At 68.1% G+C, this 22,903-nt stretch carries 23 protein-coding genes; 11 read left to right on the top strand and 12 right to left on the bottom strand.

Annotated elements, in window-relative coordinates; genetic code table 11:
* Window positions 1–52: 52 nt before the first annotated feature.
* Genes OHS03_RS08385 through OHS03_RS08365 form a run of 5 tightly spaced genes read right to left on the bottom strand, consistent with a single transcriptional unit; the run spans window position 53 to window position 3,949 of the window.
* Window positions 53–1,258 carry a cytochrome P450 family protein gene (locus OHS03_RS08385; RefSeq protein WP_056817090.1) on the bottom strand — a complete coding sequence of 402 codons (1,206 nt, stop codon included), beginning with the start codon at window positions 1,256–1,258 and terminating at the stop codon, window positions 53–55.
* The gene (locus tag OHS03_RS08380; RefSeq protein WP_056817091.1) at window positions 1,255–1,857 is read right to left on the bottom strand and encodes a GTP-binding protein; all 603 of its coding nucleotides are present in this window, start codon (window positions 1,855–1,857) and stop codon (window positions 1,255–1,257) included. Before OHS03_RS08380 ends, OHS03_RS08385 begins: the two co-directional genes overlap by 4 nt.
* Window positions 1,832–2,182: a DUF742 domain-containing protein gene (locus OHS03_RS08375; protein ID WP_056817094.1), complete on the bottom strand. Its 351-nt coding sequence runs from the start codon at window positions 2,180–2,182 to the stop codon at window positions 1,832–1,834. Before OHS03_RS08375 ends, OHS03_RS08380 begins: the two co-directional genes overlap by 26 nt.
* Window positions 2,179–2,592: a roadblock/LC7 domain-containing protein gene (locus OHS03_RS08370; protein ID WP_056817097.1), complete on the bottom strand. Its 414-nt coding sequence runs from the start codon at window positions 2,590–2,592 to the stop codon at window positions 2,179–2,181. Before OHS03_RS08370 ends, OHS03_RS08375 begins: the two co-directional genes overlap by 4 nt.
* Window positions 2,570–3,949, bottom strand: coding sequence for a sensor histidine kinase (locus OHS03_RS08365; RefSeq protein ID WP_328662113.1), 1,380 nt, complete (start codon window positions 3,947–3,949; stop codon window positions 2,570–2,572). Before OHS03_RS08365 ends, OHS03_RS08370 begins: the two co-directional genes overlap by 23 nt.
* Before the next feature lie 295 nt (window positions 3,950–4,244).
* On the opposite strand from OHS03_RS08365, the gene OHS03_RS08360 reads away from it, so the two are divergent.
* Window positions 4,245–4,676, top strand: coding sequence for a type II toxin-antitoxin system Rv0910 family toxin (locus tag OHS03_RS08360; protein WP_062981659.1), 432 nt, complete (start codon window positions 4,245–4,247; stop codon window positions 4,674–4,676).
* 60 nt (window positions 4,677–4,736) lie between these two features.
* Here OHS03_RS08360 and OHS03_RS08355 read toward each other — a convergent pair whose 3' ends face one another.
* Both OHS03_RS08355 and dapA read right to left on the bottom strand, forming a co-directional pair.
* Window positions 4,737–6,269 (bottom strand): DHA2 family efflux MFS transporter permease subunit, encoded by a 1,533-nt coding sequence (locus OHS03_RS08355; RefSeq protein WP_328662111.1) that lies wholly within the window; start codon window positions 6,267–6,269, stop codon window positions 4,737–4,739.
* A gap of 64 nt (window positions 6,270–6,333) precedes the next feature.
* Window positions 6,334–7,224, bottom strand: a complete 891-nt coding sequence (dapA, locus tag OHS03_RS08350; RefSeq protein ID WP_328662109.1) for a 4-hydroxy-tetrahydrodipicolinate synthase — start codon at window positions 7,222–7,224, stop codon at window positions 6,334–6,336.
* A gap of 71 nt (window positions 7,225–7,295) precedes the next feature.
* On the opposite strand from dapA, the gene OHS03_RS08345 reads away from it, so the two are divergent.
* Complete coding sequence (locus tag OHS03_RS08345; RefSeq protein WP_062981663.1) at window positions 7,296–8,168, top strand: LysR family transcriptional regulator; 873 nt, start codon at window positions 7,296–7,298, stop codon at window positions 8,166–8,168.
* Between the two features lie 57 nt (window positions 8,169–8,225).
* Here OHS03_RS08345 and OHS03_RS08340 read toward each other — a convergent pair whose 3' ends face one another.
* Entirely contained in the window at window positions 8,226–9,470 is a 1,245-nt protein-coding gene (locus OHS03_RS08340; RefSeq protein ID WP_328662108.1) for an MFS transporter, read from the bottom strand.
* Between the two features lie 74 nt (window positions 9,471–9,544).
* Between OHS03_RS08340 and OHS03_RS08335 the strand changes: the two genes are divergently transcribed.
* Window positions 9,545–10,381: a TetR/AcrR family transcriptional regulator gene (locus tag OHS03_RS08335; protein WP_328662106.1), complete on the top strand. Its 837-nt coding sequence runs from the start codon at window positions 9,545–9,547 to the stop codon at window positions 10,379–10,381.
* A 17-nt stretch (window positions 10,382–10,398) separates the two neighbouring features.
* On the opposite strand, the gene OHS03_RS08330 is transcribed toward OHS03_RS08335, so the two are convergent.
* Complete coding sequence (locus tag OHS03_RS08330; protein WP_328662104.1) at window positions 10,399–11,121, bottom strand: GntR family transcriptional regulator; 723 nt, start codon at window positions 11,119–11,121, stop codon at window positions 10,399–10,401.
* Window positions 11,122–11,280: 159 nt separating this feature from the next.
* Between OHS03_RS08330 and OHS03_RS08325 the strand changes: the two genes are divergently transcribed.
* The 6 genes from OHS03_RS08325 to OHS03_RS08300 all read left to right on the top strand — a co-directional run bounded on the left by OHS03_RS08325 (window position 11,281) and on the right by OHS03_RS08300 (window position 17,436).
* Window positions 11,281–12,273 (top strand): BMP family protein, encoded by a 993-nt coding sequence (locus OHS03_RS08325; RefSeq protein WP_328662103.1) that lies wholly within the window; start codon window positions 11,281–11,283, stop codon window positions 12,271–12,273.
* A gap of 5 nt (window positions 12,274–12,278) precedes the next feature.
* A complete protein-coding gene (locus OHS03_RS08320) occupies window positions 12,279–13,862 on the top strand; it encodes an ABC transporter ATP-binding protein (RefSeq protein ID WP_328662101.1) in 1,584 nt (527 codons plus the stop codon).
* A gap of 107 nt (window positions 13,863–13,969) precedes the next feature.
* Window positions 13,970–15,031 (top strand): ABC transporter permease, encoded by a 1,062-nt coding sequence (locus OHS03_RS08315; RefSeq protein WP_328664134.1) that lies wholly within the window; start codon window positions 13,970–13,972, stop codon window positions 15,029–15,031.
* Window positions 15,028–15,954, top strand: coding sequence for an ABC transporter permease (locus OHS03_RS08310; RefSeq protein ID WP_328662099.1), 927 nt, complete (start codon window positions 15,028–15,030; stop codon window positions 15,952–15,954). Before OHS03_RS08315 ends, OHS03_RS08310 begins: the two co-directional genes overlap by 4 nt.
* 28 nt (window positions 15,955–15,982) lie before the next feature.
* Window positions 15,983–16,963: an ornithine cyclodeaminase family protein gene (locus tag OHS03_RS08305; protein ID WP_328662097.1), complete on the top strand. Its 981-nt coding sequence runs from the start codon at window positions 15,983–15,985 to the stop codon at window positions 16,961–16,963.
* Window positions 16,960–17,436 carry a nucleoside deaminase gene (locus OHS03_RS08300; protein WP_328662095.1) on the top strand — a complete coding sequence of 159 codons (477 nt, stop codon included), beginning with the start codon at window positions 16,960–16,962 and terminating at the stop codon, window positions 17,434–17,436. The genes OHS03_RS08305 and OHS03_RS08300 overlap by 4 nt, the downstream gene beginning before the upstream one ends.
* Before the next feature lie 55 nt (window positions 17,437–17,491).
* Here OHS03_RS08300 and OHS03_RS08295 read toward each other — a convergent pair whose 3' ends face one another.
* From OHS03_RS08295 to OHS03_RS08285, 3 genes are all read right to left on the bottom strand, one after another.
* Window positions 17,492–18,850, bottom strand: a complete 1,359-nt coding sequence (locus OHS03_RS08295) for an MFS transporter (protein ID WP_328662093.1) — start codon at window positions 18,848–18,850, stop codon at window positions 17,492–17,494.
* Between the two features lie 470 nt (window positions 18,851–19,320).
* Window positions 19,321–20,598: an RNA polymerase sigma factor gene (locus OHS03_RS08290; protein ID WP_328662091.1), complete on the bottom strand. Its 1,278-nt coding sequence runs from the start codon at window positions 20,596–20,598 to the stop codon at window positions 19,321–19,323.
* 6 nt (window positions 20,599–20,604) lie between these two features.
* Window positions 20,605–21,024 (bottom strand): YciI family protein, encoded by a 420-nt coding sequence (locus OHS03_RS08285; protein WP_056817150.1) that lies wholly within the window; start codon window positions 21,022–21,024, stop codon window positions 20,605–20,607.
* Between the two features lie 252 nt (window positions 21,025–21,276).
* On the opposite strand from OHS03_RS08285, the gene OHS03_RS08280 reads away from it, so the two are divergent.
* On the top strand, window positions 21,277–22,056 hold the full coding sequence (locus OHS03_RS08280; RefSeq protein ID WP_063056738.1) for a crotonase/enoyl-CoA hydratase family protein: 780 nt from the start codon (window positions 21,277–21,279) through the stop codon (window positions 22,054–22,056).
* A 4-nt stretch (window positions 22,057–22,060) separates the two neighbouring features.
* Window positions 22,061–22,867, top strand: a complete 807-nt coding sequence (locus OHS03_RS08275) for an SDR family oxidoreductase (protein WP_328662089.1) — start codon at window positions 22,061–22,063, stop codon at window positions 22,865–22,867.
* Window positions 22,868–22,903 lie beyond the last annotated feature (36 nt).

Genomic DNA, 22,903 nt, shown 5'->3' with positions numbered 1-22,903 from the left:
CGACGACGTCCCGTGCCGCGCGCCCTGCGCCAGATCTGCGTGCGGTCTGATCTCAGGGCATCGGCAGCGGCGGTGTCTGCGGGAATCGCACCGGCAACGCCGCGAGCGACCGATGGAACGGACCGGGCCGCCATACCAGCTCCTCGACGGGCACAGCCAGGGTCAGTTCCGGAAGCGCATCGAGCAATTGGTCGATCGCGTCCTGCACGATCAGGTACGCCACCGGCTTGGCCGGACAGCCGTGCGGACCCGCGCTCCAGGCCAGGTGCGCACGGTTGTCGACGACATCGCGCCCGGCGATGGCCGGATCGTTGTTGCACGCCGACATGCTGATGACGACCGGTTCGTGCGCGGGCAACCAGGTGTCCTCGACCAGGATCGGCTGACGCGGGTAGGTCATGCAGAAGTTGGCCAGTGGCGGGTCGGTGAACAGCACCTCGTCGAGCGCGTCGCGCGTGGACAGGCTGCCGCCGAGCACATTTCCCGCGAACCGGTCGTCGGTGAGCATCAGCCGCAAGGTGTTGACCACCAGGTTCAGCATCGGCTCGATCCCCGCGCCGTAGAGCACCAGCAGTTGGTGCACCATTTCCTCGTCGGTCAGCGCCGCCTGGTGGTGGAGCAGCCGGGTGGCCACATCGTCACCGGGTTCGCGCTGACGCAGCCCCACCAGATCCGCCAGCGCGGAGGCGAGCAGGTTGTTACCCGCCTCGGCGTCGTCGCCTTCGAAGATCTGCGCCATTCCGGTGGCGACCTGCTGCCCGATCTCGGGGGTGCACCCGAGCATCGAGTTCAGCGCCTGGAACACCAGCGGAAACGCGTACTGACTCAACAGGTCCGCGGATCCGGTCGCGCAGAAGCTGTTGATCAGCGGGATGGCGAACTGTTCGACGGTGCTGTGCATCGCGTACAGATCCACCCCGGCGAGTCCGGCGACATTGGCCTGCCGATACCGGGTGTGCTCGGCGCCGGTGGTGCGCAACGCGGCCGGACGGAATTGCAGCATCGGCAGTACCGGGCAGTCCAGCGGGATATCGCGTTCCCACATCCGCGGGTCGGCCGGAAAGTGCTCCGGATCGTTGAGGATGCGCACGGCGGTGTGGTAGCCGACCACCAGCGTGGCCCGGATGCCCGGCGACAGCTCGACCGGCACCACCGAGCCGAACCGGCTCCGCATCTGCTGGTAGGCCGCCTGCGGATCCGCCGCGAACTCGGGTGCCCACATCGCCACCCGCTCGCCGGCGGCGATATCGACCGTCATGACGCTGTTGCTTCCTGTCTGCGAAAGAGATATTCCGCCAAGGTGATCAGTGCGCGCAGCCCCTGATCACGGCGACGTGCGTCGAGTGCGATCACCGGAGTATCCGGCGCGAGGTCGAGTGCCTCACGCACTTCTTCGAGGGGATAGCGGCGGAACCCTTCGAATTCGTTCACCGCCACCGCGTACGGCACGCCACGCTGTTCCAGCGCCGAGAGCACGTCGTCGGCCTTCTCGATGCGCCGGGTGTCGACGAGCACCAGCGCGCCGAGGGCGCCGCGAGCCAGTTCCTCCCACAGCGGGGCGAACCGTTCCTGGCCCGGTGTACCGAACAGATACAGCGCGAGTTGGGAATTCAGGGTGATGCGGCCGAAATCCAGAGCGACAGTGGTGGAAACCTTGCTGCCCAACCCGGCCATGTCGTCGACACCGATGCTGGCCTCGGTGATCGTCTCTTCCGTGCGCAGTGGCCTGATCTCGGACACTCCGCACACGAAGGTGGTTTTGCCGACGCCGAAATTGCCTGCGACCAGGATCTTCACCGACCGTGTCACGGTTTCCGCGACGTAGTCGACCTCATCCCGCAATGGCGCGGAGGCCATGCAACACCTCCTTGATCAATGCGAGTTCCGGCTTCACCTGTGCCGGGGTGGGGCAGTGCAGGTGACCGCTGTCGAGCAGATCGGAGACGATGATCTTCACGACGGAGGCGGGCAGGTCCAGATAGGCCGACAGCTCGGCGATCGACAGCGCGCCGCGGCGGCTGGTGAGTGCCAGCAGGCGACGCTCGTCGGGGCGGTGGTCGGGACGCGCGTCCTCGACGGCACGGACCAACGTCACCAGATCCAGATCATGGGCGGCGCGCACCCGTCCGCCGGTGCGCACATAGGACCGCACCAGGTCGGGATCTCGCCTGCCGCGGCTCAATTCCTCCCGCCTAGGCGGGGCGCGCTTCCGATCTCGTGACCGACGCGCGAAGCCAGTTCGTTCATCCGATGGGCCACCAGCGCCACGTCGACATCGGCGGTGGTGGCGACACCGAGCAGGGCGCCCGCGCCCGCGGCGGTGATCATGATCATGCCCTCGTCATACTCGGTCATGTTCTGGCGCACCGTATTCGTGGGGCCGCCGCAGAATTCGCCGAGCGCCTTGCCGAGCGAGCGCAGACCGGAAGCGGCCGCGGCGAACCGTTCGGCGTCGTCTTTGCTCACGCCACGGGAATGGGCGATGCGCAGTCCGTCTTCGGACAGCAGTACCGCGAAGCGGACCCCGGGGATCTCGAGATCCTCGAGCAGCCACGCCAATCGGTTGGTGCTATCGGCTACCGGTGTGCTCATCGGCTGTTCCTTCCGTGGTTCGCTCGGCCGCAGCGGCACGACCGCTGCGGGATCCGCTGCGCCAGGCAGCGGCGAGGTCGGGGCGCGCCTGCCCCGACTCCGTGATTACCCCCGCCGAATCCGGGGCAACCGGTCTGCGGCGACGCTTGGGCAGCCCGCCGCTGGTGATCTCGTGGACATCGGCGCCGGGCGATTCGACCTCGGCGACCGGCACGGGAATGTGGGCGGGCGCGGCGAGTTCGGGCTCGGGCAGCCGCGGCGCGTCCCCACTCACGAGCAGCGCCGACGGTACGTACACCATGGCACGCATACCACCGAAGATGTTGGGCCCGTCGACGTGCACGGAGAATCCGTAGCGCCGGGCCAAGGCCGCGATACCGGGGAAGCCGACCTTCGGCGCGGGACCGAGATCGTGGATGTCGACCGGACGTTCGCCGCTGAGCACCAGGCGCGCGTCCTCGAGCTGCTCGGGGCTCATGCGCATGCCCGCGTCGTCGATGATGACGGTGACGCCGTGATGGCCCTCCTGGAAACCGATCTCGACGAACGACGACGGCGGCGAGTAGCGCAGCGCGTTGTCGAGCAACGTCGCCATCGTGTGCACGAGCGGTTCGACCGCGCGGCTGATCACGATCCGATCGGACTGCGCCGCCCGCACGCGCAGGAATTCCCTGACCCGCCCGGTGGCGCCGCCCGCCACATCGGTGAGCGACTGTTGTGGCCACCGACGTCCGGGCAGTCCACCGGAGACGATCACGTAGGACTGCGCCTGCCGGATCATCTGCTGCACGGTGTGGTCGATGCGGGTGAGCGTCTCGTAGATCGCGTCGTCGCGGTGTTCGCGCAGCGCGGCACTGACGACCTGGCCGAGGTCGGTGCCCAGACTCACCACCGAGGTGCCGAAGGATCGAACCGCGGCGCTCGTGGCTGCCCGCGAGGACGCCGAGAGATCACCGCGGGTCTGCTCCTGCGCGGCCTGTATCTCGCTCAGGCGACGTTGCTCGCCGTAGCGTTCGACCATCGCCCTTGTTTCCTCGGCGACCACGCGCAGATCCTCGGCATGACCCGTGGCGATCCACTGCAGCGCCTGGCCGAACTGTGAATCACCCAGTTCCACCGGCAGATCCACAGCAACCGACGGGATCTCGTGTCGACGCACGGCGGCGGTGATCGCGGGCAATGTCACCTGTGCGAGCTGCATCAAGGCGTTCTCACACGCGAGGCGTTCGCGGATGGCGGCGTCGGCTCGCTGCCGCTGTCGACGCTCGTTTCGCATGGCAAACACACTGACCGCGATCGCGAGCAGTAACAGCGGCGCACCGATGACGAGCAACAGCACCGCGATTCCTGAGTTCATCAGATCTTTCGTCGTCCTCGACCACACGCGCTGTTGCCGGTGGCCCTCGCCGGCCGGCCCGCCGAGGCATTCGCTTTCCGCCGCAGGGTGATTTCGGATACCCGATTCACACGCCCCGCTTCGAGCGACCCGCACACATTAGCAGCACACGTAACGATCGCGACACGGATCACACTGTCAGACATCATGATTCCCGCCCGAATCAATCCACGCTACTGGACGGTTGATCTATTCTGGTTCGCTATGCTTCGAGCCGATGGTTGTGGAACCCCGGGTACCGGATAACATCGCCGACGTGGCGAAATTGAAGCTCTCCGTCGATGTCCCCGTCCCGCCGGACCAGGCCTGGGCGCACGCGTCCGACCTTCCGCACCTCGGCGATTGGCTGACCATTCACGAGGCGTGGCGCGGCACGCTGCCCGAGGAACTCACGCCGGGCACCGTTCTCGTCGGCATCGCCCGCGTGAAGGGCTTCCGCAACAAGGTCACCTGGACGGTGCGCACCGCCGAGCCGCCGCGCAAGCTCGCCCTCACCGGCACGGGTATCGGGGGCACCAAGTTCGGCCTCGGCATGCTCGTGGAACCGAGCGGCACCGGGTCGAAGGTGAGTGTCGATATCGACCTGGGCGGCGCCCCGCTGTTCGGCCCGATCGGATCCGCCGTCGCGAAGGCCCTGCGCGGCGATATCGAGCGCTCGCTGGAAATGTTCGTCAAGCTCTACGGCTGAGCCGCTGCGCGAAAGCCCGGACAGAACACGATGTTCCGTCCGGGCTTTCGTCTGTGCGGGTCAGGCCAACGCCACAGCCTCGGCGTCGATCGGCGCCTTCGGTTTGGTCCGCGGCAGGAAGAACGCCGGGATCAAGGTCAGCAGCGCGAGCACCACGGTGACCCAGTAGGTGTTGCTGAACGCTGTCGCTGCCATTTCCAGTCCCTGCTCGATGATCGAGGGCGGAATCTGTGCGGCGAGGTCGGGATTGGCGTTGGCGCCGATGGCCACCTTGGCCCCGGGATGATCGTTGAGCTGAGCGGCCAGCACCACCGACATCGTCGCCGTGCCGATCGACGCCGCGGTCTGGTTGATGATGTTCATCAACGTCGACCCGCGCGCTACCTGTGCGTGCGAGAGCGTCTGGATGGCGGCGGTCATCACCGGCATCATCGTGCAGCCCATGCCGAGCCCCATTACGAACAGCGCGCCACCGATCAGCAGGTACGAGGTGTCGGCGCCCAGCTGGGTGAACCCGGCCAGGCCGAGGGTGATGAAGGTGATGCCGAACATGACGATCTTGCCGGGGCCGATCTTGTCGACCAGGAATCCCGCGATCGGCATCGTCAGCATGGCGCCGATCCCCTGTGGCGCCATGAGGAGACCGGAGTCGAACGCGGATTCACCGCGAACCTGCTGCAGGTAGTTCGGCAACAGGAAACCGGCGCCGAAGAACGCCGTCGCGAACAGCGACATGGTCAGTACGGAGAAGCGCAGCGACGGGTTGGAGAACAGCCGCAGGTCGATCAGCGGATGGTCGGTGCGCAACGCGTGGAAGACGAACCCGATCAACAGCGCCGCGCCGATGACGGCCGGAATCAGCACGCGCGCGGCCATGACAGTGCCCTTCTCCGGGATAGAGGAGACACCGAACAGGAACAACGCGAGGCCGGGCGAGGCCAGCAGCATGCCGAGGAAGTCGAATGATTCCGACGGCTTCGGCTTGTCGGGAGCGAGCACGATCCACGCCAGGATCAGCGCGACGATGCCGAGCGGCAGGTTGATCAGGAAGATCCAGTGCCAGCTGAACGCGTCGATCAGCCAGCCACCGAGAATGGGGCCACAGATCGGGCCGAGCAGCATCGGCACACCGAGCACCGCCATCACACGCCCGATCCGCTGCGGGCCCGCGGCGTGGGTCATGATCGTCATGCCCAGCGGCATCAGCATGCCGCCGCCGATGCCCTGGATGACGCGGAACGCCACCAGCGACTCGATACTCCACGCCATCGAACACAGCACCGACCCGATGATGAAGAAGGTCAGTGCCGCCATATAGAGGCGTTTGGTGCCGAATCGGTCGGCGGCCCAGCCGGTCATCGGGATGACCGAGGCCAGTGCCAAGGTGTAGCCGGTCATGGTCCAGGCGACGACCTCGACGGAGGCGTTGAAGTCCTGCATGAAGGTCGGGATCGCCACGGTGACCACCGTGATGTCGAGAATCGACATCACGGCGCCGAGGACGACTACGCCCGCCACCTTCAGTACTGCGGCATCCAGCTTGTCGGGAGTGCGATCGGGCGCGGCGGCACCGATATCCGGAGGTTTCGTCACCGGTTAACCCAAGCACTTTTCGGGCCCGATGACCAGTGAAATCTAGTGTTCGTAATCCCCGGTGTCACACCCGCGTGATCGTCGCCGCCTCGCTCGCCGCCAGCGCCGCCTTGGTCGCCGCGTTCGAGGCGGGCAACATCGGCAACCGAACGGCCGGACTCGAGATCTGTCCGCGCTCGGCGAGTACCGCCTTGATGACGGTGGGGTTCGGTTCGGCGAACAGCGCCGCGCCGAGCGCGTCGAGGCTGTTGCCGAGGGCGCGAGCCCTGAGCACATCACCGGCATGCCACGCCTCGATGAGATCGGCGTAGGCGCGGGGCGCGATATTGGCCGCGGCCAGGATCGCGCCGTGTGCGCCGAGGGCGAGCAGGGCAGAGGCGAATCGGTCGTCGCCGCTGAGCACCGTCGCCGGGGTCTGCGCGGCCATCAATTCGACGCTGGCCGCGTCGATGCCACCGACGGCGTGCTTGAAGCCGGCGATATTCGGCGTGTTCGCGAGGCGAATCAGCGTGCTCCCGCTCAGCGGGCGACCGGTGCGGTGCGGCACGTCGTAGACCAGCAGCGGAGCCGGGCTGATCGCCGCCAGCTGCGTGAAGTGCGCGATCACCCCCTCCTCGCTGGGCCGCACGTAATAGGGCACCACCGCCAGCACCGCCGCGACCGGCCGTCCGAGTTCGGCGATCGCTCTGACCGATTCCGCTGTGGCGTTGCCCCCCGCACAGGCGATCAGTGGCGCGTCGCGGTCGGCGCAGACGCCCGCACAGATATCCAGGACTCGCCCGCGCTCGGCGGCGGTGAGCGCGGAAGGCTCCGCGGTGGTGCCGAGCGCGACAAGCCCGCTCGCCCCCGCGTCGAGCACAGCGTGCGCGTGCCGCTCCAGCGCGCCGGGCTCGAGTGCCCCGTCGGCGGTGAACGGGGTGATCAGGGGGACGAAGAGGCCGTGTAGCGATGTCATGGCATTATCTTCGAGCCGAACCCACCATCAGGTCTAGTTCACATTCATGACGGCCACCGTAAGCTGAACTGATGCTCGATGTACGCAAACTTCGCCTGCTGCGCGAACTCGCCCATCGCGGCACCATCGCCGCGGTCGCCGAGGCGCTCAGCTATACGCCTTCGGCGGTGTCCCAACAGCTCACCGCGCTCGAACGCGAAGCGGGCGTCGCGCTGCTCGAACGTTCGGGTCGTCGGGTCACTCTCACGCCCGCCGCCCACCTGTTGGTCGGCCACACCGAGACGATCCTGGCCGCCCTCGAACATGCCGACGCCGAATTGTCCTGTACCCGTGACGAATTAGCGGGCACCCTGCGTATCGGTACCTTCCCGACCGCAGCGCGCACCCTGCTGTCCCCCGCCCTGGTCACCCTGAGTACCGAACACCCACGGCTGGAGCTCACCGTCACCGAGATCGACCCCGCCGACATCCCGAACGCCTTACGCGCGGGCACGTTGGACGTCGCGCTCACCCACGACTACGACCTGGTCCCCGCCGACGCCGACGCCTCTTTGCACACCGAACCCCTGCACACCGAAACCGTCTTCCTCGCCACGCGGACCCCGGTGCCCACCAAGGATTCGCTGGCAGCCCACCGCCGATCCCCCTGGATCGCGGGAACTCCGGGAACTCTGTGTCACACCTTGACGATCCGAGCTTGCCAGGCAACCGGATTCACTCCCCACATCCGTCACCACGCCGACGACTTCGACACCGTCCTCACCCTCGTCGCCGCAGGCGCGGGCACCGCGATAGTCCCCGCCCTTGCCCTCTACGCGCCCCCCGAACAAATCATCCTCACCCCCCTCCCCATCCGCCGTCACACCCAGCTCGTATACCGGAACGGCACCGGCCTACACCCCGCGATCCACGCCGCCCGCATAGCCCTGCACGCCGCGGCCTAGATCCGGGGCGAGCGAGCGATGCGCCACCGAACTCAGCAGGTTACCCGCTACCCGCCGTCAACCGGCCGCTGCGACCGGACTCGCGGAACGCTGGAGGCGAGCACCGAACAGTGTCAGGCCGAGGGCGATCACCAAGAGGAGGGCCAGGGTCCAGGCCAGGGCCGAAAAGCCGTGTGGCGCAGCCGCTGCCGCAACGATCGGGCCGATAGTCGCGCCGACATAGAAGCTGAACATGGCCACCGAGGAGGCGGCCGCGCGGGACTCGCCGCCGAGTTCCCCCGCACTCTGCAGGACCGCGGGGGCGATGACGCCGAGGCCGCCGACCAGGATCGCCAGCAACACGGTCAGGACCGCGAGGTGCGAGCCTTCGAACGTGGCCGCGACCATGGCGGTCGCCGCGATCAGCACGCCGAGCACCATCTGGGTGGGCTTCGACAGCCGAGCCAGTGGGATGGCGAGCAGCGGCAGCGCCACCATCACCGGGAGGGCGCCCGCCCGCAGAGTCAGCAGTTCGCCGGAACCCGTTACCAGGCCGGTGATCTCGATACCGGTGTAGATGCCGACCATCACGGCCATGCTCAGGGCGCCCGCCACGAGCATCGGGAGCAGCGGCTTGATCCGCAGCACCGCGGGGATGGCGGCGTAGCTGTGGCGCAGCGGGAGGTCGCGGCCGGTGGGGGCGTCATCGAGCATGACCGCCCGCAGACCGAAGGCCAAAGCCGCGAAAACGACTGCGGAGCCGAGGAATACGGTGCGCCACGGGAACGACGCGACCACGGCCTGCGAGACGATCTGGGCGATGACGGTGGCTGCCAGGAAGGAGGTGGCCACCGACATGGTGACCACGGCCCGGTGCGCTGGCGCGATGCGCGTGCCGACGTAGGCCATGATCGCCGGTGGAATCGAGCCGACAACGAGACCCTGCACGATCCGCAACGCGACGGCCAGGGGCGCACTGAACGCCAAACCGGTCAACAGGGTGACCACCGCGGCCGCGAGCATGCCGGTGACCAGAACCCGACGGTGTCCGTATCGATCCGACAGCGGGCCGAACAGCACGAAGCCGCCCGCGTAGCCGAAGGCGAAGGCACTGATGACCCACGTCATCACGCCCGCACCCACGCCCCACTCGGCTTTCATAGCGCCGAACAGCGGAATCGGGGTGTACATCTGGCCGGTGGCCAGCAGGGCGGACAGTACGAATACGGGCAGGGTTCGCCCGGTGTGAGCGCGCGGCGAGGTGCTGCGAGCGCGGGCAGGAGCCGGACTTCCGGCCGGAAGCTGAAATGTCGGTGTCGCCATGCCGATGACAGTAGGCCGCACGCCACCCGCAGTCAACCAAATAGTTGGTTTAGAGACCTGGTAAAGTCGGACCCATGACGGCGAGCACCATCAAACGCAGCGACGCGACCAGACAGGCACTGCTCCGCGCGGCGCGGGCCGAATTCGCGCAGTACGGCCTGGCCGGAGCCCGAGTCGATCGCATCGCCGAGGCCGCGGGCGTCAACAAGGAACGCATCTACGGCCTGTTCGGCAGCAAGGACAGGCTTTTCGACGTCATCATCGTCGACACCATGCGCGAATTCATGGAGGTCGTCCAGCCGCTGGCCGAGACCGAGCCCGGCGACTACGTCGGCAAGCTGTTCGACTACCACCGCGACAACCCGCAACTGCTGCGCCTGCTGCTCTGGGAGGGCTTGCACCGCGGCGCCGACGCGCACGACGTCGACGGTTGGCGCGCCGAGCACTACGTGCGGAAATTCGACCGCGCCCAAGAACAATTCGGCGTCGACGAGCAGCAGGCGGGCCGTCTCCTGCTCGCCCTCTGCGGCCTCGCCAACTGGACCCACGCCGTCCCGCAGACCACCCGCCTGCTGCTCGGCGACGCCGCGTCCGACACCGACGCCACCCGCGAGTTCGTGAAGGAATTCGCCCGGGCCGCCATGCGAAACAAGGCGACCGCACCCGCCGAGCGCGCCCCGGACGCCACCCCCGATCCGATCTCCCCCGAATCGGTCAACACCTTGACCACATCGGTGGACGCCGCCGCGCTCCGCCTCCGCGATGCCCAGGCCGCCGCCGACGCCGCTCGCGCGGAACTCGCCACCGCCCTGCGCGCCGCCCATTCCGCCGGTGCGGGCGCCAACCAGCTCGCCCGCCAGGTCACCGGCACCATCTCCCGCCCACTCGTCCTCAAGCTGCTGGCCGAATAGACCCCAGGTACCGCGGCTTACGCGGTCTTCTCGCGGTGGGAGCTGCGCTGACGGGTGCGGGTTGCCGAGACGGGGTCGATGTCGGGCATCGACCATTGGGCCGAGAGGGCGAGGCTGGGTTCTCGGCCGGAAGCTACATGGCGGTAGGCGATTTCGGCCGCGGCATCGGGGTCGTTGGCGGCGATAGCCGCGTACAGAGCTTCGTGTTCGTCACATTGGGTGCCGGGGTCGCGTTCCTTCGTCAGGTGGAACAGCCAGCGGACCCGAGATTCCAAGGGGCGCAACAGCGACTGCAACAGCGGGTTGCCCGAGACTTCGACGATCACCGCGTGGAAGCCGGCGTTCGCGGCGGCGATCGCGGCCTGATCACCACGGGCGGTCGCCTGACGCGCCGCGGTCAGCTGCGCGCGCAGGGCGGCCAGATCGGCCGTTTCGGCGCGTTCGGCGGCCAAGCGCGCCGCGAGGACCTCGAGGCTCTCGCGAACATCGAAGAGGTCGCGCACATCGGTCACCGTGAACGGGGCCACGATCGCGCCCTGCCGCGGCACGATCACGACCAGACCTTCGCGTTCGAGCATCTGCAGCGCCTCCCGCAGCGGGATCCGCGAGATGGCCAGCTCGGTCGCGAGATCACGTTCCACCAGCCGCTGACCAGGGCTCAACCGCAGATCGATGATCCGGTCACGCAACTCCTCGTAGGCCCGATCCCGCAGCGACTTCTTCGCCGGTTCGTCTCCCACCGCACCATCCTTCTGCTCCTGCACAACACCAACCGTAGCCCGCTCGCGGAGTGCGACCGTTTCTTACTTTTCCGTAATCCGCCTGTCATCTGCGAGCCCCAGGCTGACACTTAACGGTATACCGCTAAGTGAGCGGTTCGTTCGAACAAGGAGTACCCCGTGCACAAGTCCACTCGGCGCGCGATCGCCTTCGGCTCGGCCGCCCTCGCCACCGCTGCCCTCCTGTCGGCTTGCGGTTCCGCCGACACCTCGGCAGCGGGGGGCAAGCTGAAGGTCGGTGTGTTCTTCCCCGGCTCGCTCTCCGACACCGGCTTCATGCAGTCGGGGTATCTCGGCTACCAGCGCATCGCCGACACGCTCGGCGACAAGGTGGAACTCAGCAAGGTCGAGCAGGTCGCGGCCAGCGACTACCAGCAGGCACTGGTCCGCTTCGCCTCCACCAACGACCTGGTGATCTCCCTCGGCGGCCAGACCGACGCCGACGTGCGCAAGGTGGCGCCGCAGTTCCCGAACGTGAAGTTCGTCGAGATCGGCGGCCCGGCCGACGCCAAGCCCATGGCCAACCTCGCCTACTACGATCCCCAGCAGGCCGAGGCCGAGTTCCTCAGCGGCGCGGTGTCGGCGGCGGGCTCCAAGTCCGGCGCGGTGGCCTTCGTCGGGGGTGTCGAGTTGCCCGCGATCGTCAACGCCGCCAACGCTTTCGGCAACGGTGCCCGTTTCGCCAAGCCGGACGCGAAGGTATTGACCCCGCAGTACGTCGGTGACTTCAACGACCCCGCCAAAGCCAAGCAGGCCGCGCTGGCCGACTACGGCGCGGGAGCGGGCACCCTCGGTCAGATCGTGAACCTGGGCAAGGCGGGCATGGAGCAGGCCGCGACCCAGTCCGGCGCCACGATGGTCGGCGGCCCGATCCCCGGTGACTGCACCAACCCCGTGTACCTGGGCTATGTGCACACCGATATCGGCGCCGAGGTCGAGTTCGCGGTGAATGCCGCGCTCGACAACTCGTGGAAGGCCGAGAACGTGCGCTTCGGGCTGACCTCGCCCAACGACGGCACCGATTTCGTGTTGTGCAGCAAGGACTCCGGGGTCGCCGACGCGCTCGCGAAGGCGAAGACGGCCCTGTCCACCGGCGCTGTCAAGCCGTACTGAGCACCATGAGCACTCCCGCATTGACCCTGCAGGGGGTCGGTAAGCGCTTCGGTGACGTGCAGGCCCTCCACGATGTGGACGTCACTGTCGAATCCGGCACTGTCCATTGCATTCTCGGCGAGAACGGCGCGGGCAAGTCGACGCTGTGCAATCTCGTCTTCGGCGGCTACCGCCCCGATAACGGTCGGATAAAGCTGGGCGGCAACGATTTCCGCCCCGACTCCCCCGCCGCCGCGATGGCCGCGGGCGTCGCGATGGTGCACCAGCACTTCAGCTTGGTCACGACCATGACCGTCGGCGAGAACCTGTTGCTCACCCAGCGCGGACTCCGGATGCGCCGCAGAGACCTGACCGACCGGCTCGCCGAGATCGCCCAGCGCTACCGCCTGCGGATCGATCTCGACCAGCAGGTCGCGACGATGCCGGTCGGCGCCCGGCAGAAGGTCGAGATCGTGAAGGCGTTGCTGCGCGATCCGGCACTGATCCTGCTCGACGAACCGACGGGAGTGCTCGACCCGGCCGAGATCGACGCGTTGATCGACACCTGTCGCGCCATCGCCGCCGACGGCAAAGCGGTGGTTCTGGTGACGCACAAACTCGGCGAGGTGGCCAGGGTCGCCGACGCCGCGACCGTGCTGCGACGCGGCACGGTCGCCGGTGGCGGGCGGATGTCGACCACCACCATCGCCCAGTTGCTCACCGCCATGGTGGGACGCACCGCTGCCGATCTCCACCCGACTGTCGCCGCGACCATCGGGCTCGATCCCACGAAACCAGCGGCACCTGCCTCGACAGCGGAAGCCGTCGTGCAGGAGTCGGCGAACGAAACCGGTTCACCCGCACCGGTTCTCACCGTCGATCGAGTCACCGTGCGACGCGCCGACGGTAGCGCCGCGCTCGACGACGCGCGACTGGTCGTGCGGCCCGGCGAGATCGTCGGGATCGCGGGAGTCGAAGGCAACGGGCAGAGCGAGCTGGTCGCGGTGCTCGCGGGCAGTACCCCGGTGAACGCAGGCACTGTCACCCTCGACGGCGTCGACATCACCACCGCACGACCAGCGGCGCGCACCGAGCGCGGTCTCGGCATCGTGCCCGAGGACCGCCATCGCGACGCGATGGTCGCCGATATGACGCTGGCCGAGAACCTCTTCCTCGGTCAGCTCAGCCGATTCCGGCGCTTCGGCCTGCTCGACAAACGGGCCATCGGCCGCGCCGCGCAGACCGAACTCGATCGGTTCGATGTGCGGGCGGCCGGTCCATGGGTGCGGATGGGCTCGCTCTCGGGCGGCAATCAGCAGAAGGTGGTGCTGGCCCGCGAGTTGTCGGCCACGAACCTGCGCTGTCTCGTCGCCGCCCAGCCGACGCGCGGATTGGATATCGGTGCGGTCGATTTCGTGCTGACCCAGCTGCGACGCGCGGCTGCCGACGGCTGCGGCGTGCTGGTGGTGTCGAGCGAGGTGCCCGAACTGCTGGCCCTGTGCGACCGAGTGTTCGTCGCCTATCGCGGTGCGCTCGCGGGACCGGTGGAAACCTCCGATCCCACAGCGGCACAACAGATCAGCGAACTGATGATGGGAGTATCGGTATGACCGCGGCGAACGAGAGCCGTCCCGCACGGCGACCAGCCACTACCGGACTCGGCCGGATCGACTTGCGCCAGTGGGCGCATCAGCCGATCGTCGTCGCCGCCGCGGCCATGGTCGCCGCCGGTGTGATCGGTCTGATCCTGGCCGCCGTGGCGGGCGCGGCACCGGCCGCGACCATAACCGCGCTGTGGGAGGGAATGTTCGGCAGCGACTACGCCATCGGCGCTTCGCTCAATGTCGCCGCCACGTTGATGCTGGTCGCGGTCGGTTTCACCATCGCGCACCGCGCCGGATTGGTCAATGTCGGTGGCGAGGGGCAGATCTGCGCGGGCGGTATCGCCGCCACCGCGATCGGCACCACGCTCACCGGCGCACCGACCGCGATCACCCTGCCCGCAGTTCTGATCGGCGCGGCGGCGGCCGGCTGGCTGTGGGCGGCGATCGCGGCGTATCTGCGGGTCCGACGTGGAACCAGCGAGATCATCACCACGCTACTGCTCAACTTCGTCGGCCTGGCACTGGTGCTGCTCGTCGTGCACGAGCCCGCGCTGCTGCGTCAGCCGGTGACCTCCTCGGAGACGCTCCCGCAGTCCGAACAGCTCACCGCAGCGGCACATCTACCGCTACTCGGTATCGAACGCTCCCCCGCGACGATCGCCTTGTGGATCGCGGTAATCGCCGCGCTCGGCACAGCGATCCTGGTGCGCCACAGCGCGCTCGGCACCCGCCTGCGCGCGGTGGGACTCAATCCCGACGCGGCCGCGCGACTCGGACTGCCGGTCGGCCGGTTGCGTTTCCTGAGCCTGTCTAGCGCGGGCGCGTTCGCCGGCGTGGCGGGCGGGTTACTGGTCGCGACAGCGCCTTTCGTGCTCGCCGAAGGATTCTCCTCCGGCTACGGCTTCTCCGGCCTCGTCGTCGGCCTGCTCGCCCGCGGCTCGTTGTCGGCGGTCGTCGCCGTCTCGCTGTTGCTCGGCTTCCTCGTCTCCGGCGGGATCAACCTGCAACTGGCGGCCAACGTACCCGCCTCGACCATCGCAGTCGTGGAGTCGCTGATGATCGTGTTCATCGCCGGCGCCGCGCTCTGGACAAGAAGCGCCCGCAAGTCCGAACCCGCGGCACCACAATCGGTTTCCCCCGTGGATACCGCCGACCTGGCAGGAGCACCGCGATGAGCCTCGACACGGTCACCGACATCGCCACCAGCGGCATCGGTTTCACCCTGCCCATCCTGGTCGCCGCGAGCGGCGAGCTCGTCAGCGAGCGCGCGGGCGTGCTCAATCTGAGCCTCGAGGCGATGATGCTGACCGGCGCGTTCGCCGGTGTACTCGGCGCCGTCACCACCGGTTCGCCGGTGCTCGGTGCGGCCACCGCGGTGATCGCCGCCCTGATCTTCGGCGCGCTACAGGCGATCTGGAGTATCGGCCTGCGTGCCGACCAGATCGTCGTCGGCATCGCCAGCAACGCGCTGGCGCTGGGCGCCACCACCTACGGTGCGCGGCTTCTGCTCGCCGATGGCAAGGGGCACAGTGTGCCGGGCTTCGATGCGCTGAAGATTCCGCTGCTGCACGACATCCCGGTCATCGGGCCCGCCCTGTTCGGTCAGACCGCACTCGGCTATCTGTGCATCGCCGTCGTCGCCGTGCTGGCGTTCGTCTTCTCCCGCCGCACCAAACTCGGCCTGGTGATCGATGCGATCGGTGAGGACGCCGTCGCCGCCGACCGCACCGGCCTTTCCGTACGGACCGTGCGCTACGGCTGCGTCCTGCTGGCCGCGTTCGCCGCGGGCCTCGGCGGTGCGCAACTCGCGCTGTCGGAAGTGCATTCGTTCAGCGACAACATGACCGGCGGCATCGGCTATCTCGCCGTGGTCGCGGTGATCGCGGGCCGCTGGCGCGCGCTCGGCGTGATCTGGGCATCGATGTTCTTCGGCATCGCCCAGGCGTTGCAGTTCGCCTTGCCCGCACTCGGTGTTGACGTGCCGTTCGCGCTGCTGGTGATGCTGCCCTACCTGATCGCGATCGTCGCCGTCAGCGGCTTGGTCGGCAACAGCCGCTCGCCGCGTGACCTCACCGTCGCCTTCGCCCGAACTTCCTGACCCGCCGCTACTTTCGTAGGAGCCACCGTTGACTCTGATCCTGTCGCACTCCGATGTGACCGCCGTCCTCGATCGCGGCGAGGTGCTCGCCGCCGTCGAGCGCGCACACGCCGACCTGGCCCTCGGCACCGCGTTCGTGCCCGCCCCGCCGGCGATGACCCTGGGCGAGGCCGCCTTCGTGCCGATGGTCGCCGCCGCCGAATCCGCCGGCGCCGCCGCGGTGAAACTGCTCGCCGACCTGCCTGCCAATCGCGAACGCGGACTGCCGGTGCAGCGGTCGGTGATCGTGGTGACCTCGGCGGCAGACGGTGCGTGCGAGGCACTGATCGACGGACGCCTCGTGACCGCCGTGCGCACCGCAGCCGCCAGCGCTGTGGCCACGAAATACCTTTCCCGGCAAGCCAGTTCGGTCCTGGGCGTGATCGGTGCGGGCAATCTGGCCGTCGAACACACCCGCGCGATCGCGTCCGTGCGCGAGCTCGAGACCGTGCTGGTCTGGTCGCGGACCGCGGCCACGATCGACCGATTCCGCAGTGCGATAGCTGATCTCGGCCTCGAGGTGCGCGCCCTCGACAGCCCGGAGGCCGTCACCCATGCCGCCGATGTGCTGTGCACCCTTACTCCCTCCCGCGAACCGATCGTCCACGGCGCCTGGTTCGGCGACGGCCTGCACGTCAATGCCGTCGGAGCGCCGCCGCGTGCGGATCACCGGGAGGTGGACGGCGAAGCGATGCGCCGCTCCAGGGTCGTCGTAGACTCGATCGGCACCACGCTCACCAAGTCCGGGGACACCCTGATGGCTATCGCCGAAGGCGCGATCACCCAGGACGCGGTGAGCACCGAGCTGGGCGAGGTGATCGCGGGCCGGGCACCCGGGCGTCGCGGCGACCGCGACATCACCCTGTTCAACTCGGTGGGCATCGGCCTGCAGGATCTGGCCGCCGCCCGCCTGCTCATCGACAAGGCCCGCGCCAACGGCATCGGAACGGAAGTGGATCTCACCTCATGAGCGAGCTGACCGATCTCGACATCACCCACCTGCGCCGCGCCATCGACCTCGCCGGGCACGCGGCCGCGCTCGGTGACCGACCCTTCGGCGCGGTCGCGGTCACCCCTGACGGCGCTGTCCTGGCCGAGGGCGTGAACGCGGTGAACTCCACCGGCGATGTCACCACCCACGCCGAGCTGGTCGCGATCACCCTCGCGACCGCCGCGGGCCACGCCGAGCAGTTGCGCGGCGCCACCGTCTACGCCAGCGGGGAACCGTGTCCGATGTGCGCCGCCGCGATGGTGTGGGCCGGGGTCGGTCGCATCGTCTTCGCCGCGGCCGCAGCCGAATTCGGGCCGATCCTGCCCCCTGGTCCCAGCTTCGAGCTCACCTGCGCCGAGGTCGTCGCGCGCTCGAACGTGCCGGTCGAGGTCAGCGGACCGCACCTCGGCGAGGAAGCTCTCGCCGTGTTCCGCGCGGCCGCGCAGAGCTAGTCCCGGACACACCGAGGGCGCGGCGCCACCTCGACGCCGCGCCCTCGGTGTGCGGTCACTTCGCCACGACGACCTCGACGGGCTCGCCCAGTTCACGTTGTTCCTCGATCGCCTCGGGAGTGCCCGGCACCTGCGTGCCGCGCAGCGAGACGCCCTTGGTCTCGATGAGGAAGAACGACGCGATCAAGCCGACGGCGCACGCACCGAACATGTAGAACGCCGGAATCATGTTGTTGCCGGTCGCGCTGATGAGCGCCTCGTTGACCACCGGCGCGGTACCACCGAACATCGAGGTGGCGACGTTGTAGCCGATCGCCACACCGGCGAAACGCACGATCGTGGGGAACATCGCGGGGAAGGTGGCCGAGATCGTCGCCAGCTGGGGAGCGTAGAGCAGACCCAGGATCGCGAAGCCGACGATCGCGCCGGTGAGCGAGGACCCGATCAGGTGGTAGACCGGGATCACCGCGATCATCATCGCCGCGCACGAGAACATCCACATCGGTTTGCGCCCGATCCGGTCCGAGAGCGCACCGAGGAACGGCAGGGTGCACAGCATCGCGACCTGGCCGATCAGCGGCACGAGCAACGCATCCGATTCCTCCATGCCGAGCGTGGAGCCGAGGTAGGTCGGGGTGTAGCTGAGCAACGAGTAGTTGACGACGTTGAGCGCGATCACCAGGCCGAACAGGGTCAGCACCGGACGCAGGTACTTCGTCACCAGATCGCGGTAGACACCGGAGACTTCCTCGGTCTCGTCCTTGCGGTCGACCTCGCGGAACACCGGGGTGTCCTCCACCCGGCTGCGCAGGTACATGCCGATCAGGCCGAGCGGACCGGCGATCATGAACGGGATGCGCCAGCCCCACGAATTCATCGACGCGTCGTCGAGCACATTCACCAGCAGCAGGGCGACCAGATTGCCGAGGGTGAAGCCGGCGAGCGTACCGACTTCCAGGAAACTGCCATAGAATCCGCGCTTGCGATCGGGCGCGTATTCGGCCATGAATGTCGCGGCACCACCGTATTCGCCACCGGCGGAAAGTCCCTGGATCATGCGCAGCGCGTACAGCAGAATCGGGGCGCCGATGCCGATCATGTCGAAGCTCGGGATAAGACCGACGGCGAGCGTCGATCCGGCCATCAGGATAATCGTGGTTGCGAGTACTCGCTTGCGCCCGATGCGGTCGCCGAGCGGACCCCAGATCATGCCGCCCACCGGCCGGATCAGGAACGATACGGCGAAACCGAGCAGCGTGTAGACCATCCCGGATTCGCCGTCGCCGGGGAACAACGATCTCGCGATATAGGTCGCCAGATAGGCATAGACACCGTAGTCGAACCATTCGACCGCATTACCGATCGCCGACGCACCGATGGCCCGGTGCAGCACCGATTTCGATTCCCTGGACATCCACAACACCTCTCGTCGTCGCTTTTCACGAATACCCGACCTCTTTGCGAACAAACGTTACGAGCGCGCGAAGACGCGCCTTTATGGCCTCTATACTGCGAATATGGCGCTACGACACGGGGTATATCTGCCGCCGTTCGGCGAGTTGGCCGACCCGCGAGTGCTGGCCGAGGCCGAGACCGAGACCGCGGGCTTCGACGGCGTCTTCGTCTGGGACCACGACGTCCACAGGACGTGGCCCGCGAGACCGTCGCTCTGGACCTGCTCGGCAACGGCCGTCTCGCCCTCGGCGTCGGACTCGGCTCCGAGGCGACCTGAACGGGTTCGCGGTCGTGGTCGCCGCAGCCACCGATCACGACCGCGACGCCTACGAAAAGGCAGGCACGACTTGGTGGTTGGCCGAACTCCCGATGTTGTGCACGAAGGCAGAGGCGATCACCCGCGTTCGCCGAGGCCCCGGCTGAGGCGGGTCACGCGAGAGCAGCGAGTTTGTTTGCGAGGACGGCCTTTTCGCGTTCGTTGCCGCACCGGCGGATGGCTTCGGCCAGCTCCGTGCGAGCTTCGGTGGTGCGGCCGAGCCGGATGAGCAGTTCGCCGCGCACGCTGGGCAGCAGGTGCGAGGTGGACAGGGCGCCGACCGCAGCGAGCTCGTCGACGATCGGCAAGGCCGCCGCGGGACCCTCGGCCATCGACACCGCTACCGCCCGGTTCAGGTCCACCACCGGTGAGGGCGCGAGCCTGCCCAGCGCCTCGTACAGCACCACTACCCGTTCCCAATCGGTCCGCTCGACGGAGGGCGCGACCGCGTGACATTCGGCGATCGCGGCCTGCAAACCGTAGGCGCCCAGACCACGCCCGACTTCACCGGCTTTCACCAGCGCGGCACGACCGCGTCGGATCGCCGAGCGGTCCCAGCGGCGGCGATCCTGCTGTTCGAGCAGGACCGGCTCGCCGTCGGGACCGGTGCGAGCGGGGAATCGCGCCGCGGTCAGCTCGAGCAGCGCGAGCAGGCCGTAGACCTCGGGTTCGGCGGGCATCAGCCGCGAGAGCACACGAGCCAGCCGCTGCGCTTCCCCCGCGAGATCGAATCGGATGAGATCGTCGCCGGTGCTGGCCGACGATCCCTCGGTGAAGATCAGGTAGATGACGCCGAGCACCGAACCTAGCCGCTTCCGGCGCTCGGCGGCGGGCGGCACTTCGAACGCGACCTCGGCCGCGCCGAGTGTCTTCTTCGCCCTGGTGATCCTGGCCTGCACGGTCGCGGTGGGCACCAGGCAGGCCTTGGCGATCTCGTCGCTGGTCAGACCGCCGACGACGCGCAGCGTCAAAGCCAGACGCGCCTCCCGCGACAGCACCGGGTGACACGAGATGAACATCAACGCGAGCACGTCGTCGTCGATCTGATCGGGATCCCACAGCACGTCCGCCGCCGCGCGCACGGGGTCGCCACCGGTGAGCGCATCGCCCTCGCCGAGGTCGGCGGCGAGGGCGGTGTAGCGGTCGTCGAGGGCGGCGCGGCGCCGGAACGCGTCGATCGCGCGGCGTCTGCCGACGGTGAGCAACCACCCGGCCGGCTGACGCGGCACGCCTTCGCGCGGCCACGTCACCAGCGCCTCTGCCAGCGCCTCCTGGGCCAGATCCTCGGCCATCGCGAAGTCGCGGGTGTAGCGCGCGAGCGCGCCGACGATGCGGGCCGATTCGATCCGCCAGACGGCGGCGACGGCCTCGCGGCCGGTGTGGTCGCTCATCGCGGTTCAGAGCTGGCCGGTGGCTTCACGCCAGGCGCGCTCCTTCTTGATCCAGATGTTGTCCTGCGGGAATTCGTCGATGCTGGTGACCCGACGGATCTCGGTCTTGGTGCCGGGGCCGACATAGGGCATTCGCTTGGCCCACTCGATCGCCTCCTCCTTGGAGGCCACATTGAGGATGTAGTACCCGCCGAACAGTTCCTTGGTCTCCCCGTAGGGCCCGTCGGTGATCACCGGGGTCTCCGACGAGTAGTCCACGACCACGCCCTGGGCCGCATCGTCGAGCCCCTCGGCGGCGACGAGTACCCCGGCACTGATCAACTCGTCGTTGAACTTGCCCATGGTCTCGAGAATCTCGTTGAAGTCGATATCGGCCATGGCGGCCCAGGCTTCGTCGGTGGCGCGCATGATCAGCATGTACTTCATGGTTTCGTCTCCTCGGATCGGTGGGGACCCGCCTGCCGGGCCCTGCGTTCATCCCTAGGTCGAACGGGCACCACGGCAGATCGACACCCGGCCGAAAATTCTTTTCGCGAGTGTTCGGCAGCCTACGACGAGTGCGGGATGCGCGCCTCGACGACGGACACGAATCCCCGATTCGGATATTCAAGATCGTCCGGCGTGATACAGATCGAAGAGGTTTGTCATGCTGACAGCCACCTAGCGAAGGAGTCACTCGTGAGCGCAGTCCTCGTCGAGCAACGCGAGCATGTGCTCGTTATCGTGCTGAATCGGCCCGAAGCCATGAACTCGGTCAACGCCGAAGTGAGCACAGGGGTCGGCGAGGCGCTCGAGCGAGCCGAGGCCGACCCGCAGATCCGCGCGGTGGTTATCACCGGTGCCGGCGAGAAGGCGTTCTGCGCCGGCGCGGATCTGAAGGCGCTCAGTCGTGGTGAGTCGATTCTCGCCCCGGGACATGAGGATTGGAATCTGGCCGGGTACGTCCGACACCCGATCAGCAAGCCGACCATCGCCGCGGTGAACGGTTTCGCGCTCGGCGGCGGCACCGAACTCGTCCTGGCCAGCGATCTCGCGGTCGCCGCCGAGACCGCCACCTTCGGCCTGCCCGAAGTCGCCCGCGGCCTGTTCGCCGCGGCCGGTGGCGCGTTCCGTCTGCCCGAGCAGCTGCCGCGCAAGGTGGCGATGGAGATGATCCTCACCGGCGAGCCGATCACCGCGGCCCGCGCGCTGGAGCTGGGCCTGATCAATCGCGTCGTCCCGGCCGCCGAGGTCCTCGATGCGGCGCTGGCACTGGCCGGTCGGATCGCCGAGAACGCGCCGCTGGCGGTGCAGGCGAGCAAGCGGGTGGCGCTGGGCATCCTCGACGGCAAGCTCGCCGACGACGCCGCCTGGGACCAGTCCAACCGCGAGATCATGGCCGTCGCGGTGACCGAGGACATGCGTGAGGGCGCCATCGCTTTCGCGCAGAAGCGCAAGCCGAACTGGCAGGCGCGCTGACCCGATGCGGATCCTGATCCTCGGCGCCTCCGGTTTCGTCGGCAGCGCGCTGCACGCGCACTTCGCCGAGAACCATGAGGTCGTCGGGACCAGCCGGGGCGGGCACGGGCTCGCCCCGGTGGATCTCGCCGACACCGGCGCGGTGCGGACCCTGCTCGAGCAGGGGTTCGACGTGGTGGTCCACACCGCCGGTGTCGTGGATCTCGCTGCCGCGCAATGCGATCCCGCCGCCGCTTACGCGGCGAACGTCGCGCCGATGACGCCGCTGCTCGAGGCCATCGGCGATACCGGCGCCAAACTCGTCTACCTGTCGACCGACAATGTCTTCGACGGCACGGCCGACCACTACGACGAAAGCGCGACGCGCACACCGATCAACGTCTACGGCGAGACCAAGGTGGCCGCCGAGGATCTGGTCCTCGCACACGAGCGTCACCTGATTGTCCGCCTCCCGCTCGTGTACGGACGCAGCCCGTTGTCGGACAAATTCCTGGCCCGCTTCGCCGCACCCGAGATCCAGGCGCGCACCGACATCGTGTGCAATCCGCTGTACCTGCCGAGCCTGGCGCCCGCGCTCGCGCAGCTCGCCGACGAATCGGGCGTCGTGCACATCGCGGGCGCGGAAACCCTCAGCCGCTACGCCCTCATGACCCGGGTCCGCGACCACCTCGACGCCCCGGCGCGCATCGTGGCAACCGATCGCTTCAGCGCAGCACCGGACTGCCCACGGCCATTACGCCTGGTCATGCGCAGTCACCGGCACAGCCTGACCGGCCCTGACGTCGACACCGCTCTCGCTGATCTGCACTGATCCCCTGGTTGGCGTTGGCGCTCGGCAAAAAGTGAG

Origin of the sequence: Nocardia salmonicida (assembly GCF_036142455.1) — a bacterium.
In the GTDB taxonomy this organism is placed as follows: Bacteria; Actinomycetota; Actinomycetes; order Mycobacteriales; family Mycobacteriaceae; genus Nocardia; species Nocardia salmonicida.
This window is presented reverse-complemented; position numbering and strand designations above follow the sequence as displayed.

Bases quoted from the DNA above. Each gene is read 5' to 3' on its own strand.
- OHS03_RS08295 (WP_328662093.1), bottom strand. From the start codon at position 18,850: ATGTCCAGGGAATCGAAATCGGTGCTGCACCGGGCCATCGGTGCGTCG.
- OHS03_RS08285 (WP_056817150.1), bottom strand. From the start codon at position 21,024: ATGAAGTACATGCTGATCATGCGCGCCACCGACGAAGCCTGGGCCGCC.
- OHS03_RS08300 (WP_328662095.1), top strand. From the start codon at position 16,960: ATGAGCGAGCTGACCGATCTCGACATCACCCACCTGCGCCGCGCCATC.
- OHS03_RS08370 (WP_056817097.1), bottom strand. From the start codon at position 2,592: ATGAGCACACCGGTAGCCGATAGCACCAACCGATTGGCGTGGCTGCTC.
- OHS03_RS08380 (WP_056817091.1), bottom strand. From the start codon at position 1,857: ATGGCCTCCGCGCCATTGCGGGATGAGGTCGACTACGTCGCGGAAACC.
- OHS03_RS08315 (WP_328664134.1), top strand. From the start codon at position 13,970: ATGGTCGCCGCCGGTGTGATCGGTCTGATCCTGGCCGCCGTGGCGGGC.
- OHS03_RS08320 (WP_328662101.1), top strand. From the start codon at position 12,279: ATGAGCACTCCCGCATTGACCCTGCAGGGGGTCGGTAAGCGCTTCGGT.
- OHS03_RS08365 (WP_328662113.1), bottom strand. From the start codon at position 3,949: ATGAACTCAGGAATCGCGGTGCTGTTGCTCGTCATCGGTGCGCCGCTG.
- OHS03_RS08275 (WP_328662089.1), top strand. From the start codon at position 22,061: ATGCGGATCCTGATCCTCGGCGCCTCCGGTTTCGTCGGCAGCGCGCTG.
- OHS03_RS08340 (WP_328662108.1), bottom strand. From the start codon at position 9,470: ATGGCGACACCGACATTTCAGCTTCCGGCCGGAAGTCCGGCTCCTGCC.
- OHS03_RS08335 (WP_328662106.1), top strand. From the start codon at position 9,545: ATGACGGCGAGCACCATCAAACGCAGCGACGCGACCAGACAGGCACTG.
- dapA (WP_328662109.1), bottom strand. From the start codon at position 7,224: ATGACATCGCTACACGGCCTCTTCGTCCCCCTGATCACCCCGTTCACC.
- OHS03_RS08345 (WP_062981663.1), top strand. From the start codon at position 7,296: ATGCTCGATGTACGCAAACTTCGCCTGCTGCGCGAACTCGCCCATCGC.
- OHS03_RS08310 (WP_328662099.1), top strand. From the start codon at position 15,028: ATGAGCCTCGACACGGTCACCGACATCGCCACCAGCGGCATCGGTTTC.
- OHS03_RS08290 (WP_328662091.1), bottom strand. From the start codon at position 20,598: ATGAGCGACCACACCGGCCGCGAGGCCGTCGCCGCCGTCTGGCGGATC.
- OHS03_RS08385 (WP_056817090.1), bottom strand. From the start codon at position 1,258: ATGACGGTCGATATCGCCGCCGGCGAGCGGGTGGCGATGTGGGCACCC.